Genomic DNA, 15,066 nt, shown 5'->3' with positions numbered 1-15,066 from the left:
CCACACCGGGATGACGTCCCAGACGTCTTGGTCCACACTCCGACCGTGACCGACGACGCCCGCACCCGCCTGCCCGCCGGCCTGCTCACGACGATCGATCACGTGGGGATCGCCGTCCCGGACCTCGACGAGGCCCTGGCCTTCTACGCCCGGGCCTTCGAGGTGCGCTCGGTGCACGAGGAGGTCAACGAGGAGCAGGGCGTGCGCGAGGCGATGCTCGCCGTCGGCGACGGCGAGACCCGCATCCAGCTGCTCGCGCCCCTGACGCCGGAGTCCACGATCGCGACGTTCATCGGCCGCTCGGGCCCGGGCCTCCAGCAGCTCGCCTTCCGGGTGGACGACGTCGAGGCCGTCGCCGACACCCTCCGGCAGCGCGGGCTGCGGCTCCTGTACGACACGCCCAAGCGCGGCACGGCCGGCAGCCGGGTCAACTTCGTGCACCCCAAGGACGCCGGAGGCGTCCTCGTCGAGCTCGTGGAGCCCGCCCGGTCGGGCCACTGAGCCACCACTCCGGACGGGTGCCCGCCCTCGCGGCTACCCGCCGGTAACATCCTGCGCCACCGCACTGCCTCACGAGCCGACGAAGACCCGGGAGACCACGTGGACGACATCAGGGACGCCATCCTCAGCGACCACCTCGACGCCCTGGCCGGGCTGCCGGTCCCGGAGTCCTACCGGGGGGTGCTGGTGCGCAAGGACGAGCAGGACATGTTCGAGGGCCTGGCCACCCGGGACAAGGACCCGCGCAAGGCGCTGCACGTGGAGGAGGTGCCCACCCCGGAGCTGGGCCCCGGTGAGGCGATCGTGGCGGTGATGGCCTCCTCGGTGAACTACAACACCGTCTGGACGTCGATCTTCGAGCCGGTGTCGACCTTCGGGTTCCTGGAGCGCTACGGCCGCCTGCACGACCTGGCCAAGCGGCACGACCTGCCCTACCACGTGGTCGGCTCGGACCTGGCCGGGGTGGTGCTGCGCACCGGGCCCGGGGTGAACACCTGGAAGCCCGGCGACGAGGTGGTGGCGCACTGCCTGTCGGTGGAGCTGGAGGACCACGCCGGCCACGACGACACCATGCTCGACCCGCAGCAGCGGATCTGGGGCTTCGAGACCAACTTCGGCGGCCTGGCCGAGCTCGCGCTGGTCAAGAGCAACCAGCTGATGCCCAAGCCGGCGCACCTGTCGTGGGAGGAGGCCGCCTCCCCGGGGCTGGTCAACTCCACCGCCTACCGGCAGCTGGTCTCCCGCAACGGGGCGGGCATGAAGCAGGGCGACGTCGTCCTCATCTGGGGGGCCTCGGGCGGGCTGGGGTCCTACGCCACCCAGATGGCCCTCAACGGGGGCGCGATCCCGGTCTGCGTGGTGTCCAGCCCGGGGAAGGCCGAGATCGTGCGCTCGATGGGCGCCGAGCTGGTCATCGACCGCTCCGCCGAGGGCTACCGGTTCTGGAAGGACGAGGACACCCAGGACCCCAAGGAGTGGCAGCGGTTCGGCAAGCGCATCCGCGAGCTGACCGGCGGGGACGACCCCGACATCGTCTTCGAGCACCCGGGCCGGGAGACCTTCGGCGCCAGCGTCTACGTCGCCAAGAAGGGCGGCACGATCGTGACCTGCGCGTCCACCAGCGGGTACCTGCACCAGTACGACAACCGCTACCTGTGGATGAACCTCAAGCGGATCGTCGGCAGCCACTTCGCCAACTACAAGGAGGCGTGGGAGGCCAACCGGCTCATCGACCGCGGCCTGGTTCACCCGACCCTGTCGAAGGTCTACCCGATGGACGAGGTCGGGCAGGCCGCCTGCGACGTCCACCGCAACCTGCACCAGGGCAAGGTCGGCGTCCTGACCCTCGCCCCCGAGGAGGGTCTCGGCGTCCGGGACACCGCCAAGCGCGAGCGGCACCTCTCCGCGATCAACCGGTTCCGGGGAGTGTGAGCGCGCCGGGTCCGCGCCGCACCCACCGCGACCCCGCCGGGCCACCCGGCGGGGTCGCGCGCTGTCGGGCGGTCCCGTGGCACGCTGCCCGGGAGGGCTGGGACCACCCTGCGGGGCAGTAGCCTCGCCAGGCACCCGCCGCGATCGACTCTGCGAGGATGAGAGCATGACCGATCCGCGCCGTGACCCGGTGCCCATGCGTGAGGCCCAGCACTCGTTCGACGTGGTGCTGCGGGGCTACGACCGGCACCAGGTGGCCGAGACGATCGAACGGCTCGACGCCGACCTGCGGGTCGCGCTGGCCGACCGGGACGCCGCCATGGGCCGGGCCGCGGACCTCGCCGGGCAGCTGTCGGCCCTGCACGGGGAGCTCGACCAGCTGCGGCGCAAGGCGGCCTCCTCGGGCCCGGCCACCTTCGAGGGCATGAGCGAGCGCATCTCCCACATGCTGCGGCTGGCCGAGGAGGAGGCCGCCGACATCCGGCGCACGGCCGAGGAGGAGGCCCAGGCGCTGCGCGAGCAGACCGCCGCCGAGGAGCGGGCCATGCTCGAGCGGCACGCCGCCGGCCAGGCCGAGGTCGAGCGCATGATCGCCGAGGCCCGGCAGAGCGCCGAGCAGATCGCCAGCAAGGCGCAGATCCGCGCCGACGAGCTGGTCACCAAGGCGCAGGAGAAGGCGAACCGGCTCGACGCGGAGTCCCAGGCCCGGCGGACGAAGGTCGAGGAGGACTTCGAGATCGCCCAGCGCGCCCGCCGCCAGGAGACCGCGCGCCTGGAGGAGGAGCGCGAGCGGACCTCCGCCGAGCGCGCGCGGCAGCGGATCACGGCCGCCGAGGAGCACGCCGCCCGGGTGGTCAGCGAGGCCGAGGCGGCCGCCGCGGCGATCCGCGCCGTCCGCGACGAGCTGGTGGGCCGGCTGGCCGACGCCCGCCGGGTCCTCGACGGGCTGCCCGATCTCGGCGACCGCCGCCCGGAGCCGGCCGCGGGTCGCCCGCCCGTGCCGGCTGCGGCCGAGACCGGCGCCGCCGGGCAGCCCGGCCAGGCCGGCCAGGCCGAGGCCACCCGCCCGCCGGAGGTCGCGGGGCCGCAGACCCGGCCGCAGCGCGCGCAGACCGCCACCGGGCCCCAGGAGGCGGCACCGGCCCCGACCGGACCGCGGTACCCCGTGCACCCCGGTGACGGGCCGAGCCCCGGGGCGGGCGAGGCCGCCGCGGCCCGGCAGCCCACCCGCCCCCCGGTGCGCGCCGACGCACCCACCCAGCAGGCGGTCATCCCCCCGGCACCCTCCCCGCAGCAGACGCAGCAGATCCGCCCGGTCGACCCCGCGGCGGCGACCGGCGACGCGGCGCCCCCGGAGCAGGGGCCGCCCACGCTCGTCCAGCCCGCCGTCCGTCCCGACGCGTCGGACTCGGGGAGCGAGCCGGTCAGCGGCCGCCGCTGAGCACGGGCGCGGCGCCGGGTCGGCCCGGCGCCGCGCTGCGCCGGGGTGCGCACCGGCCGCGGGCCGGGCACCGGCGGGGGCGGCCGACGACGTCTGGGGGGAACGTGGGTCCGTGGGTCCGGGTGCTGGTCGTCCTCGTGGCGGTGGTCGGCGGGGTCCTGACCGGCTCGGGTCCGGCCGGTGCCGCGCCGGAGGGCCGTCCGGGCGCTGGTGAGGGCTGGCTGCGGCTGGCCCACCTCTCCCCCGACACCCCGACCGTCGACGTCTCGGTCGGCCCGGTCGGCGGCGGGGACGCGGTGGTGACCGCCGACGCGCTGGCCTACGGGACCGTGACCGACCCCCGGCCGCTGCCGGCGGGGTCGTACGCGGTGGCGCTGCGCGCCGCGGGCGCGGGGCCCCGCACCCCGGCGCTGCTGTCGGTGGCCGTCGACGTGCCGGTCGGGGGCGTCCGCACGGTCGCCGTGACCGGGTCCTTCGACGACCTCCGGCTCGACGTCCTGGCCGGGGACGCCGCCCCGCCCCCGGCCGATCGGGTGCGGGTGCGCGTCGTGGCCGCCGCGGCCGGCGCCCCCTCGCTCGACGTCACGGCCGGCGGGGTGCCGGTGGCCACCGGCCTGGCGTTCGCCCGGACCTCCGACTGGGCCGAGGTCCCCGCGGGGACGACGGCCCTGCAGGTCACCTCCGACGGGACGCCGGGTGAGGTGCCGGTCGACCTGGCCGCCGGCTCGGCGTGGTCGCTGGTGGTCCTCGACCGGCCGGGCGGGGGGCTGACCGTGCGGCCCGTGCTGGAGGCGGCGGGCGCCTCCGTCGTCCCGGTCGGGGGTGTCGCCGCCGGCGGGACGGCCACCGACGGCACGGCGGACGGGGGGACGGCGCCGGTCGCCCTCGCCGATCCCGGGGCCGGCCCCGGCGTGGCGGTGCCCCTGCGGCTGCGCATCCCGGGGATCGCCGTCGACGCCCCGCTGGACCCGGTGGGCCTGGACGGCGGCGGGACGCTGGTCCCGCCCGGCGCCGCAGGCCGGGCCGGCTGGTACACCGGCGCCCCGGCGCCCGGGGCCGTGGGACCCGCGGTGGTGACCGGGCACGTGGACTCCGCCGCCGGCCCGGCGGTGTTCTGGCGGCTGCGCGAGCTCGCCCCCGGGGACGAGGTGCTCGTCGACCGCGCCGACGGCAGCACGGTCCGCTTCACCGTCACCGCCACCGCCCGGGTGCCGAAGGCGGCCTTCCCCACGGCGGAGGTCTACGGGCCGGTTCCCGGGGCGGTGCTGCGGCTGGTGACCTGCGGGGGTCCCCTCGACCGGGCGGTCGGCAGCTACCCCGACAACGTCGTGGTCACCGCGGTCGCGGCGCCCTGACGCCGTCGGCCCCCGGCCCTACCGCCGGCGGCCGCGCGCCCGCCAGCAGGCGGTGTGCCAGTGCCGGCGGTCGTCCGCGGCGCTGGCGGTGTCCCAGGGCTCGAGGTCGGAGTCCCGGGTGAACGCGGCCCAGGTGACCACGTGCGGCGTCCCGGGCCGGATCTCCTGGTCGCAGCCCGGGCAGCGGTAGGTCTTGCCCGTCGCCGAGCCGGTCACCGGGCGGACCACCCAGTCGCCGTCGGCCGCCTCCTCCACCGGGTCGGAGGGACGCGAGGAGGGGGCCCGGCCGGTCGGCCGGGACCCCTTCCTCGTGTTCCGCCGGGGCACCGGGGGCGGCCTCGAGCAGGTCAGCGGGTGGCGCCTCAGCGGGTGGCGTGGTCCCGGAACCCGCGACCGGTCTTGCGGCCCAGGTAGCCGGCGGTGACCAGGTGCTCGAGCAGCGGGGCCGGGGCGAAACCGGGCTCGCGGAACTCGGTGTACAGCTCCCGCTCGATCGCCAGGGAGACGTCGAGGCCGACGACGTCCAGCAGCTCGAACGGGCCCATCGGGTAGCCGCAGCCGACCTTCATCGCGGCGTCGATGTCGTCGGCGGTCGCGTAGTGCGCCTCCAGCATCTTCACCGCGTCGTTCAGGTACGGGAACAGCAGCGCGTTGACGATGAAGCCCGCCCGGTCGGTGCACGAGACCGCGTGCTTGCCCAGCCGGTCGCAGACCGCGTGGCCGGTGGCCGCGACGTCGGGCGCCGTGGCGATCGTGGAGACCACCTCGACCAGCTTCATGACCGGCGCCGGGTTGAAGAAGTGCAGGCCCACCACGTCGGCCGGACGGCCGCTGGCCTGGGCGCACTCGATGACCGGCAGGCTGGAGGTCGTGGTGGCCAGCACCGCGCCCGGCTTGCAGATCTCGCCCAGCGCCGCGAACAGCGCCTGCTTGGTGGCCAGGTGCTCCACGACCGCCTCGACGACCAGGTCGGCGTCGGCGAGCTCGTCGAGCGTGGCGGTGCCGGTCACCCGGGCCAGCGCCTCGTCGCGGGCGGCCTCCTCCAGCCGGCCGCGGGCGACCTGCTTGTCCAGCGACCGGCGCAGCGCGGACTGCACGGCCTCGACCTTGTCGGGCGTGCGGGCCACGTAGGTCACCTCGTAGCCGCCCTTGGCGAGCACCTCGATGATCCCGGTCGCCATCGTCCCGGAGCCCACCACCCCGACCGAGCGCACCGGCCGCGCGCCCTCCGCGGCGCCACCCGGCGCGGGGGTGCGCTCGTCGGGCACCACCTCCGCGGAGTCGCGGCCGGCGTAGGTGTAGAAGCCGCGGCCGGACTTCCGGCCCAGCAGCCCGGCGGTCATCATCTGCTTGATGACCGGGCTCGGCGCGTGCAGCCGGTTGCGCGACTGCTTGTACATCGTGTCGAGGATCTCGTAGGCGGTGTCGATGCCGATGAGGTCCATGAGCGCCAGCGGGCCCATCGGCAGGCCGCAGCCCAGCCGCATCGCCGCGTCGATGTCCTCGCGGCTGGCGTAGCGGTTCTCGAACATGGAGACCGCGTGGTTGAGGTAGCCGAACAGCAGCGCGTTGGCGATGAACCCGGCCTTGTCCCCGATGGTCACGTCGACCTTGCCGAGCCGGGCGGCCAGCGCCTCGACGTCCTCGATCACCGAGGGCTCGGTGACCACGGTGCGCACCACCTCGACCAGCTTCATGACCGGGGCCGGGTTGAAGAAGTGCATGCCGATGACCTTGCTCGGCCGGCCGGTGGCCACGGAGATCTCGGTGACCGACAGGCTCGAGGTGTTGGTCGCCAGGATGGTGTCCGGCGGGCAGATCTTGTCGAGCTGGCTGAAGATCTCGCGCTTGAGCTCCATCCGCTCGGGCACGGCCTCGACGACGAGCTCGGCCTCGGCGAGGTCCTCCAGCGAGGTGCCGTAGCGGATCCGGCCGAGGATGGCCGCGCGGTCGGCCTCCTCCAGCTTGCCGCGGCGCAGCGCCCGCTCGGTGGACTGCTCGACGTGCGCCCGGCCGCGGGCCACCGCCTGCTCGTCGACGTCCACCGCGGTCACCGACAGCCCCGCGCGGGCCAGCACCTCGGTGATGCCGGCCCCCATGGTGCCGAGCCCGACGACGCCGACCTGGGTCAGTTCTCTGGCCACGCTGCCTCTCCTCCGCGTCGGGCCCGCCGTTGGGCGCCGTCGTCCGTGACGGGGAGTCTCCCACCCCGACGCCGGCCGGCCGACATCGGTCTACCGGCCGGTAGCACGGTTCAGAACAGCCGCTGGGTCGGGTCGTCGGTGCCCTTGAGGACGGCGTAGTCGACCGTGAGGCAGTCGATGCCGCGGTCGGTGGCCAGCACCCGCGCCTGCGGCCTGATCTCCTGCGCGGCGAACACGCCCTTGACCGGGGCCAGCAGCGGGTCCCGGTTGAGCAGCTCGAGGTAGCGGGTCAGCTGCTCCACGCCGTCGATCTCCCCCCGGCGCTTCACCTCGACCGCCACCGTGGTCCCGGAGGCGTCGCGGCAGAGCAGGTCCACCGGGCCGATGGCGGTGGGGTACTCGCGGCGGACCAGCGACCAGCCGGCCCCGAAGGTCTCGACGTGCAGGGCCAGCAGCCGCTGCAGCTCGGCCTCGACGCCGTCCTTCTGCAGCCCCGGGTCGACGCCGAGCTCGTGGGTGGAGTCGTGCTCGACCGACTCGATGGTGATGACCAGCTGCTCACCGGCCTTGTTGGTCACCGTCCAGGTGCCCGACCCGTCGACCAGCTCGTCGGCGAAGGTGCACGGCGGCGTCATCCAGTTCAGCGGCTTGTAGGCGCGGTCGTCGGCGTGGACGGAGACCGACCCGTCGGCCTTGACCAGCAGCAACCGGGGGGCCATCGGCAGGTGGGCGGTCAGCCGACCGATGTAGTCGACGGAGCAGCGGGCGATGACCAGGCGCACGGGTGCCGACGGTACCGAACCGGCAACGGTCCGACCGGCACGCCCGGGCCCGGGCCGCTCCGGGGGCATCCTGGGGGCGTGCGCCGCTCCTCGCTCCTCCGGCCCGCCGTCGCGCTCGCCGTCGCGCTCCCGGTCGCCGCCGTGCTGGCCGGGTGCGCCCAGCGCGGGGAGACCGCCGCCCCCCCGCCGGCCTCGCCCGCGGAGGGCCCGGCCCGGCTGGTCCTGGAGGTCGAGCACACCGGCGGGTTCGTGACGCCGGAGATGCTGGCCGGCCGGCTGCCGCTGGTGGCCGTCCTCGCCGACGGCCGGGTGGTCACCCAGGGCGCGCAGATCGCGATCTACCCCTCCCCCGCGCTGCCGAGCCTGCAGCTGTGGCAGCTCGACGCCGACGGGGTGCAGACGGTCGTGGACCGCGCCGTCGCCGCCGGCGTGACCGACACCGGCGACCTCGGCAGCCCGGCGATCGCGGACGCGCCGTCCACCCGGTTCACGCTCGTCACCGACGACGGCACGGAGGTGCGCGAGGTCTACGCCCTCGGCATGGAGGTCGACGACCCGGCGCTGACCCCGGAGCAGCGGACGGCCCGCGGTGCGCTGCAGGGCCTGCTCGACGTCCTCACCGACCCCGGTACGACGCTGGGCGCCGAGGGTCCCGAGCCCTACGAGCCCGAGGCCGTGGCCGCCGTCGTCCGGCCGTGGACGGCCGATCCCGACTCCGAGCTGGTCCAGCCGGAGGTGAGCTGGCCCGGCCCGGCGCTGCCCGGCGAGGACCTCGACGCCCGGCTCGGGCTCTCCTGCGTGGTGGCCCGCGGGGACGAGGCCGACGCCGTGCTCGCCGCCGCGGCGGGGGCGAACGTGCTCACCCCGTGGGTGGCCGCCGACGGCACCCGCTGGGCGCTGACGCTGCGGCCGCTGCTCCCGCACGAGACCGGCTGCGGCGACCTGGTCGAGCAGTAGGACGACGCGGGCCCGGTCCCGGCCCGGCTCGGCCCCCTGAAGGGTCCCGCCCGAGCGTGCGAGGGGTGGGGGCAGGGGGTCCTCCGTCAGGCGGTGACCCGCTCCCGGAGGTCGGCGTCCACGCCCCCGCGCTCCGCGGCCGGGGCCAGCGGGTCGACCGTCGAGGTCGACCGGTAGCGCGCGACGTCGAGGATGCCCTCGCGCCGGGCGACGACGGTGGGCACCAGCGCCTGGCCGGCGACGTTCACCGCGGTGCGGCCCATGTCGAGGATCGGGTCGACGGCCAGCAGCAGGCCGACGCCGGCCAGCGGCAGCCCGAGGGTCGACAGGGTCAGGGTCAGCATGACCACCGCGCCGGTGACGCCGGCGGTGGCGGCCGAGCCCACGACCGAGACCACGGCGATGAGCAGGTAGTCGGTCAGCGACAGGTCCACACCGAAGAACTGGGCCACGAAGATCGCGGCCAGCGCCGGGTAGATCGCGGCGCAGCCGTCCATCTTGGTGGTCGCGCCCAGCGGGACGGCGAAGGAGGCGTAGGACCGGGGCACGCCCAGGTTCTGCTCGGTCACCCGCTCGGTCACCGGGAGCGTGCCGATCGACGAGCGCGACACGAAGGCCAGCTGGATGGCCGGCCAGGCACCGGCGAAGAACCGCAGCGGCGAGAGCCCGTGCAGCCGGAGCAGGACCGGGTAGACGACGAAGAGGACCAGGGCCAGGCCGGCGTAGACGGCGCCGGTGAAGACCCCCAGCGAGCCGAGGGACCCCCACCCGTAGCTGGCCACGGCGTTGCCGATGAGACCGACGGTCCCGACCGGGGCCAGCCGGATGACCCACCAGAGCACCTTCTGCACGACGGCCAGGGCCGAGCGGGTCAGCGCGAGGAACGGCTCGGCCGGCTCGCCCACCCTGAGGACGGCGACGCCGACGGCGACCGCGACCACAATCAGCTGGAGCACGTTGAACGACAGGACGCCGTCCGGCGAGGACTGCAGGCCCAGGACGTTGCCGGGCACCAGGCCGGTGAGGAAGTCCCACCAGGAGCCGGTGGTCTCGGGGGCCGCCTGCGCGGCGGCGTCCACCGAGCTGTTGCGGCCCGGCTCGGTCAGCAGCCCGAGCCCGATGCCGATCGTGACGGCGACCAGGGCGGTGATCGCGAACCACAGCAGCGTCTGGCCGGCCAGGCGGGCGGCGTTGGAGACCTGCCGGAGGTTGGCGATGGAGACGATGACGGCGGTGACGACCAGCGGCGGCACCAGCGCCTTGAGCAGGGTGACGAACGTGCCACCGACGGTCTGCAGGGTGCTGGTGAGCCAGTTGGGCGAGCCGTCGGCGACGGGGCCCAGGTCGCGGGCGACGAGCCCGAGCGCGATGCCGAGCGCCAGGCCGAGGAGGACCTGGGCCGCGAAGGGGACGCGGCGGAGACGTGCGAGCACGAGGAGTGCCTTCCGGGGGAGGGGGGTGGACGACGGCGGGCGCGGTCGCGCACTCAGCCGCCGGCCGTCACCCGGCACAGGTCGACGACGCGTCGCCGCGTCAGCCCCCAGACGTTCCGCACGCCGGGGTGCAAGGCCCCCGCCGCCCCGCCTCATCCCGGGTGTGCGCACCCTCACCCGGACGGGCCGGCCGGCTGCTCAGTCGGGCCAGACCGGGTGCCGCTTCTCCAGGAACGCCGCCATCCCCTCGCGGGCGCCGGGCAGCTGGCTGGCCGCGGCCATGACCTCGACGGCGGTCGTGTAGGCGTCCCGCTCCGGGCGGTCGAGCTGGGCGTACATGGTCTGCTTGCCCCAGGCCTTGCTCGCCCGGGAGCCGCGGGTGGCGCGCCGCACGAGGTCGGCCACGGCGTCGTCCAGCTCGGCGTCGGGGACCACCCGGTTGACCAGCCCCCAGTCCAGCGCCGTTCGCGCGTCGATGACGTCCCCGGTCAGCGCCAGCTCCATGGCCCGCTTGCGGCCGACGTTGCGGGCGATGGCCACCATCGGCGTGTGGCAGAACCAGCCGCCCTTGCCGCCCGGCGCGGCGAAGCCGGCGGACTCCGCCGCGACGGCCAGGTCGCAGCTGGCGACCAGCTGGCAGCCGGCCGCGGTGGCCAGGGCGTGCACGCGGGCGACGACCACCTGCGGCACCTCCTGCAGGGTCTGCATCAGCTCGGTGCACAGCTGCAGGAGGCTGCGCACCTCCGGCAGCGACGACCCGGCCACGTCGGCGAAGTCGTGCCCGGCGCTGAACACCGGCCCCTCGGCGGCCAGCACGATGCCCGCGGCGTCGGAGCCGCCCGCCTCGGTCACCGCGTCGAGCAGCTGCTGCAGGTGCTCGCGGGACAGCGCGTTGCGGCGCTGCGGCCGGGTCATGGTGATGGTGACGACGTCGGCGTCGCGCGCCACCCGCGGTGCGCCCTGTGCGGTCATGGTCATGGCCCGACCCCACCACGCCGCCGCCGTCGGGGCAACGCCCCCGGCCGGCGCCCTGGGACGCTGGCCGGGTGGAACCGGAAGCGGTCACCGACACCGCACCCCGCCCCGCCGGCCGCACCGTCTTCTCCCAGGGCTGGCGGGACGTCACCTTCCTGCACTGGGCGACCGACCCGGCGGTGGTCGCCCCGCTGCTCCCGCCGGGTACCCGCCCCGACGAGCTCGACGGCGCCACCTACGTCGGGCTGATCCCCTTCCGCATGCGCCGCATCGGGCTGCTCGGCGCCCCGGGCCTGCCCTGGCTGGGGTCCTTCGCCGAGACGAACGTGCGGCTGTACTCCGTGGACGGCGCCGGCCGGCGCGGCGTGGTGTTCCGGTCGCTGGACGCCGACCGGCTGCTCCCGGTGCTGGCCGCCCGGTGGGTCGCCGGGCTGCCGTACCTGTGGTCCCGGATGCGCGTGCGGCGCGACGGGGACGTGCTGACCTACACCTCCCGCCGACGGTGGCCGGGGCCCCGGGGCGCGAGCTCGCGGGTCGTCGTCCGGGTCGGGGCGCGGCTGGCCGACCCCGGCCCGCTCGCGGCCTTCCTCACCGGCCGCTGGGGGCTGCACCAGACCGCGGGCGGCCGGCCGGCGTACTGGCCGAACGAGCACCCGGCCTGGCCGCTGCACGCCGCCGAGCTGCTGGGGTGCAGCGACGACCTCGTGGCCGCCGCGGGGCTCCCCGGCGTCGGCGGCGCCCCGGACAGCGTGCTCTTCTCCCCCGGCGTCGACGTGCGGTTCGGCCCCCGCCTGCGGTGAGCGCCGGTGCCGCGGAGCGGATCCCGCCCCCGTGGCACCCGGGTGCAGGATCGGCGCATGGACCCGGTGCGCTTCGGACTCGTCGGCTACGGCTTCGGCGGCCGGTGGTTCCACGCCCCCCTGCTGGCCGCGGCCGGCGAGTGCGACCTGCTGGGCGTGGTGACCACCTCCTCCGCGCGGCAGGCGCTGGTCGCGGCCGACCACCCGGGCCTGCGCACCTTCGCCTCGCTCGAGGAGCTGGTCGGCGCCGGGGCCGAGGCCGTCGCGGTCTCGACCCCGGCCGGCACGCACACCGAGCTCACCGAGCAGGCGCTCCGGCTGGGGCTGGCGGTGGTCTGCGACAAGCCCTTCGCCCTCGACGCGCCCGCCGCCCGCGGGACCGTGGCGCTTGCCGCCGAGCTGGGGCTGCCGCTGGCGCCGTACCAGAACCGCCGGTGGGACTCCGACTTCCGCACGGTCCGCGCGCTGGCCGACGGCGGCCGGCTGGGCGCGCTGCGGCGGCTGGAGTCCCGCTTCGAGCGGTGGGACCCCGAGCCGGGCCCGCCCGCCGCCGGGGGCGGCACGCTGCTGGACTTCGGCAGCCACCTGGTCGACCAGGCGCTGGTGCTGCTGGGCCCGGTCGAGGCGGTGCACGCCGAGCGGCGGGTGCGCGACACCGGCCTGGACGACGACGTCTTCCTCGCGCTGGTCCACACCGGCGGGGCGCGGTCGCACCTGTGGGGCAGCTGGAGCGAGGGGGCGCCCGGGCTGCGGTTCCGGGTGACCGGCAGCGCGGGCAGCTACACCGTCGCCGGCCCCATGGACGGGCAGGAGGCGGCGCTGCTGGCCGGCCGGCGGCCCGACGGCGGCGGCTGGGGGGTCGAGCCGCCGGAGCGGTGGGGCCGGCTCTCCCGGGGGGACGACGCCGAGACGGTGCCCAGCGAGCGCGGCGCCTGGGACACCTTCTACCCGGCCTTCGCCCGGGCGGTGCGCGGCGAGGGCCCGGTGCCGGTGGACCCGGCCGACGCCGTCGCGACCGCGGCGGTGCTGGACGCCGCCCGGGTCAGCGCCACCGAGGGCCGCACCGTCCGGCTGTAGCGGAGTGGATCCTGGAAGGACCCCCTGCTCCCCACCACTCATACGCTCGCGGCGGGCCCCTGCAGGGGGCCACGCCTCCGGATCCACCCCGCTGGGCTCAGGCGGGCGCGGGGGCCCGCTGGTCCAGGTCGTGGGCCTCGCGGACGACGTCGACGATCTGGCCCATGATGTCGGTCAGCGCGAAGTCCTTCGGCGTGAAGACGCGGGCCACGCCGGCCTCGCGCAGCCGGCGGGCGTCGCCGTCCGGCACGATCCCGCCCACCACCACCGGGACGTCGTCCAGCCCGGCCTCGCGCAGCCCGCGCAGCACCGCCGGCACCACCTGCAGGTGCGAGCCGGAGAGCACCGACAGCCCGACGACGTGGACGTCCTCCTCCACCGCGGCCGACACGATCTGCTGCGGCGTGAGCCGGATCCCCTGGTAGACGACCTCGAAGCCGGCGTCGCGCGCCCGCACGGCGATCTGCTCGGCGCCGTTGGAGTGCCCGTCGAGGCCGGGCTTGCCGACCAGCAGCCGCAACCGGCCGCCGAGCTCCTCCCCCGTCGCGCGCACGCGCTCCCGGACGCCCTCCAGGGTCGCGTCCGCCTCGCCGCCCGCGGCCGCCGCGACGCCGGTGGGGGCCCGGTACTCCCCGAAGACCTCCCGGAGGACACCGGCCCACTCCCCCGTCGTCACGCCGGCGCGGGCGCAGCCGAGGGTGGCCGCCATGAGGTTCTCCGACGTGCCGGCCGCCGCGCGCAGCCGGTCGAGCGCCGCGCGCACCGGCTCGGGGTCGCGCTCGGCCCGCCAGCGCCGCACCGCCTCGGCCGCCGCGTCCTCGACGGCGGGGTCCACCGTCTGGATCGCGGTGTCGAGGTCGGCGAGCAGGGGGTTGGGCTCCGAGGTCTCGAAGCGGTTGACGCCGACGACGACGTCCTCGCCGCTCTCCATCCGCCGCCGCCGCTCGGCCAGCGAGGCGACCAGCCGGCCCTTCATGTAGCCGGACTCGACCGCGGCCACCGCGCCGCCGAGCTCGGCGACCCGGGCCATCTCCCCGCGGGCCCCCTCGACCAGCTCGGCCACCTTGCGCTCCACGACGACCGAGCCGGTGAACAGGTCGTCGTACTCGAGCAGGTCGGTCTCGTAGGCCAGCACCTGCTGCAGGCGCAGCGACCACTGCTGGTCCCAGGGACGCGGCAGGCCCAGCGCCTCGTTCCACGCCGGCAGCTGGACGGCCCGGGCGCGGGCGTCGCGGGAGAGGGTGACCGCGAGCATCTCCAGCACGATGCGCTGGACGTTGTTCTCCGGCTGGGCCTCGGTGAGGCCCAGCGAGTTGACCTGCACCCCGTACCGGAAGCGGCGGAGTCCGGGGTCCTGCACGCCGTAGCGGTCCCGGGTCAGCTCGTCCCAGAGCTGGGTGAACGCCCGCATCTTGCACATCTCCTCGACGAAGCGGACGCCCGCGTTGACGAAGAAGGAGATGCGCGCGACCACCTCGCCGAAGCGCTCCTGCGGGATCTGCCCGGAGTCGCGCACCGAGTCCAGCACCGCGACGGCGGTCGAGAGCGCGTAGGCGATCTCCTGCACCGGCGTCGCCCCGGCCTCCTGCAGGTGGTAGCTGCAGATGTTGATCGGGTTCCACCGCGGCATGGCCGTCACCGTGTAGGCGACCATGTCGGTGATCAGCCGCATGCTGGGTCCGGGCGGGAAGACGTAGGTCCCCCGCGACAGGTACTCCTTGATGATGTCGTTCTGCGTCGTCCCGGCCAGCCGGGAGACGTCGTGCCCGTGCTCCTCGGCGACGGCCTGGTAGAGGGCCAGCAGCCACATGGCCGTCGCGTTGATCGTCATCGACGTGTTCATCTCGTCGAGGGGGATGCCGTCGAAGAGGGCGCGCATGTCGCCGAGGTGTGCGACCGGGACGCCGACCTTGCCGACCTCACCCGCCGCGAGCTCGTCGTCCGGGTCGTAGCCGGTCTGGGTCGGCAGGTCGAAGGCCACCGACAGCCCCGTCTGCCCCTTGGCGAGGTTCCGCCGGTAGAGGGCGTTGGACTCGGCCGGGGAGGAGTGGCCCGCGTAGGTGCGCATCACCCAGGGGCGGTCGCGGTCCTTCGGCGCTGAAGGGAACGGCATGCCGCCGGAGTCTAGGGCGGTTACCCACCAGTAGGAATCCCGGCACGGCGGGCGTGC

At 75.7% G+C, this 15,066-nt stretch carries 13 protein-coding genes; 7 read left to right on the top strand and 6 right to left on the bottom strand.

Annotated elements, in window-relative coordinates; all coding sequences use genetic code 11:
- Window positions 1–45 precede the first annotated feature (45 nt).
- The 4 genes from mce to D0Z06_RS19835 all read left to right on the top strand — a co-directional run bounded on the left by mce (window position 46) and on the right by D0Z06_RS19835 (window position 4,728).
- Window positions 46–501 (top strand): methylmalonyl-CoA epimerase, encoded by a 456-nt coding sequence (gene mce / locus D0Z06_RS19850; RefSeq protein WP_117379280.1) that lies wholly within the window; start codon window positions 46–48, stop codon window positions 499–501.
- 99 nt (window positions 502–600) lie between these two features.
- Window positions 601–1,932: a crotonyl-CoA carboxylase/reductase gene (gene ccrA / locus D0Z06_RS19845; protein ID WP_117379279.1), complete on the top strand. Its 1,332-nt coding sequence runs from the start codon at window positions 601–603 to the stop codon at window positions 1,930–1,932.
- A gap of 166 nt (window positions 1,933–2,098) precedes the next feature.
- Window positions 2,099–3,373 (top strand): hypothetical protein, encoded by a 1,275-nt coding sequence (locus D0Z06_RS19840; protein WP_117379278.1) that lies wholly within the window; start codon window positions 2,099–2,101, stop codon window positions 3,371–3,373.
- A 104-nt stretch (window positions 3,374–3,477) separates the two neighbouring features.
- Window positions 3,478–4,728, top strand: coding sequence for a class F sortase (locus tag D0Z06_RS19835; protein WP_117379277.1), 1,251 nt, complete (start codon window positions 3,478–3,480; stop codon window positions 4,726–4,728).
- Window positions 4,729–4,746: 18 nt separating this feature from the next.
- On the opposite strand, the gene D0Z06_RS19830 is transcribed toward D0Z06_RS19835, so the two are convergent.
- From D0Z06_RS19830 to nucS, 3 genes are all read right to left on the bottom strand, one after another.
- A complete protein-coding gene (locus D0Z06_RS19830; RefSeq protein ID WP_199522434.1) occupies window positions 4,747–4,983 on the bottom strand; it encodes a hypothetical protein in 237 nt (78 codons plus the stop codon).
- 107 nt (window positions 4,984–5,090) lie between these two features.
- A complete protein-coding gene (locus D0Z06_RS19825; protein ID WP_117379275.1) occupies window positions 5,091–6,872 on the bottom strand; it encodes a 3-hydroxyacyl-CoA dehydrogenase family protein in 1,782 nt (593 codons plus the stop codon).
- A 110-nt stretch (window positions 6,873–6,982) separates the two neighbouring features.
- Window positions 6,983–7,654 carry an endonuclease NucS gene (gene nucS / locus D0Z06_RS19820; protein WP_117379274.1) on the bottom strand — a complete coding sequence of 224 codons (672 nt, stop codon included), beginning with the start codon at window positions 7,652–7,654 and terminating at the stop codon, window positions 6,983–6,985.
- A gap of 78 nt (window positions 7,655–7,732) precedes the next feature.
- On the opposite strand from nucS, the gene D0Z06_RS19815 reads away from it, so the two are divergent.
- Window positions 7,733–8,611: a hypothetical protein gene (locus D0Z06_RS19815; RefSeq protein WP_117379273.1), complete on the top strand. Its 879-nt coding sequence runs from the start codon at window positions 7,733–7,735 to the stop codon at window positions 8,609–8,611.
- An 86-nt stretch (window positions 8,612–8,697) separates the two neighbouring features.
- Here D0Z06_RS19815 and D0Z06_RS19810 read toward each other — a convergent pair whose 3' ends face one another.
- Both D0Z06_RS19810 and D0Z06_RS19805 read right to left on the bottom strand, forming a co-directional pair.
- A complete protein-coding gene (locus tag D0Z06_RS19810) occupies window positions 8,698–10,044 on the bottom strand; it encodes a dicarboxylate/amino acid:cation symporter (protein WP_117379272.1) in 1,347 nt (448 codons plus the stop codon).
- Window positions 10,045–10,242: 198 nt separating this feature from the next.
- The gene (locus D0Z06_RS19805; RefSeq protein WP_233517828.1) at window positions 10,243–11,022 is read right to left on the bottom strand and encodes an enoyl-CoA hydratase-related protein; all 780 of its coding nucleotides are present in this window, start codon (window positions 11,020–11,022) and stop codon (window positions 10,243–10,245) included.
- 68 nt (window positions 11,023–11,090) lie between these two features.
- Between D0Z06_RS19805 and D0Z06_RS19800 the strand changes: the two genes are divergently transcribed.
- Window positions 11,091–11,819, top strand: a complete 729-nt coding sequence (locus D0Z06_RS19800; protein ID WP_117379271.1) for a YqjF family protein — start codon at window positions 11,091–11,093, stop codon at window positions 11,817–11,819.
- A 57-nt stretch (window positions 11,820–11,876) separates the two neighbouring features.
- Window positions 11,877–12,896, top strand: a complete 1,020-nt coding sequence (locus D0Z06_RS19795; RefSeq protein ID WP_117379270.1) for a Gfo/Idh/MocA family protein — start codon at window positions 11,877–11,879, stop codon at window positions 12,894–12,896.
- A gap of 97 nt (window positions 12,897–12,993) precedes the next feature.
- Here the strand turns inward: D0Z06_RS19795 and D0Z06_RS19790 are convergent, their stop codons facing one another.
- Window positions 12,994–15,009, bottom strand: coding sequence for a protein meaA (locus D0Z06_RS19790; RefSeq protein ID WP_117379269.1), 2,016 nt, complete (start codon window positions 15,007–15,009; stop codon window positions 12,994–12,996).
- Window positions 15,010–15,066 lie beyond the last annotated feature (57 nt).

Origin of the sequence: Geodermatophilus marinus (genome assembly GCF_003428645.1) — a bacterium.
Lineage (GTDB): Bacteria > Actinomycetota > Actinomycetes > Mycobacteriales > Geodermatophilaceae > Geodermatophilus.
This window is presented reverse-complemented; position numbering and strand designations above follow the sequence as displayed.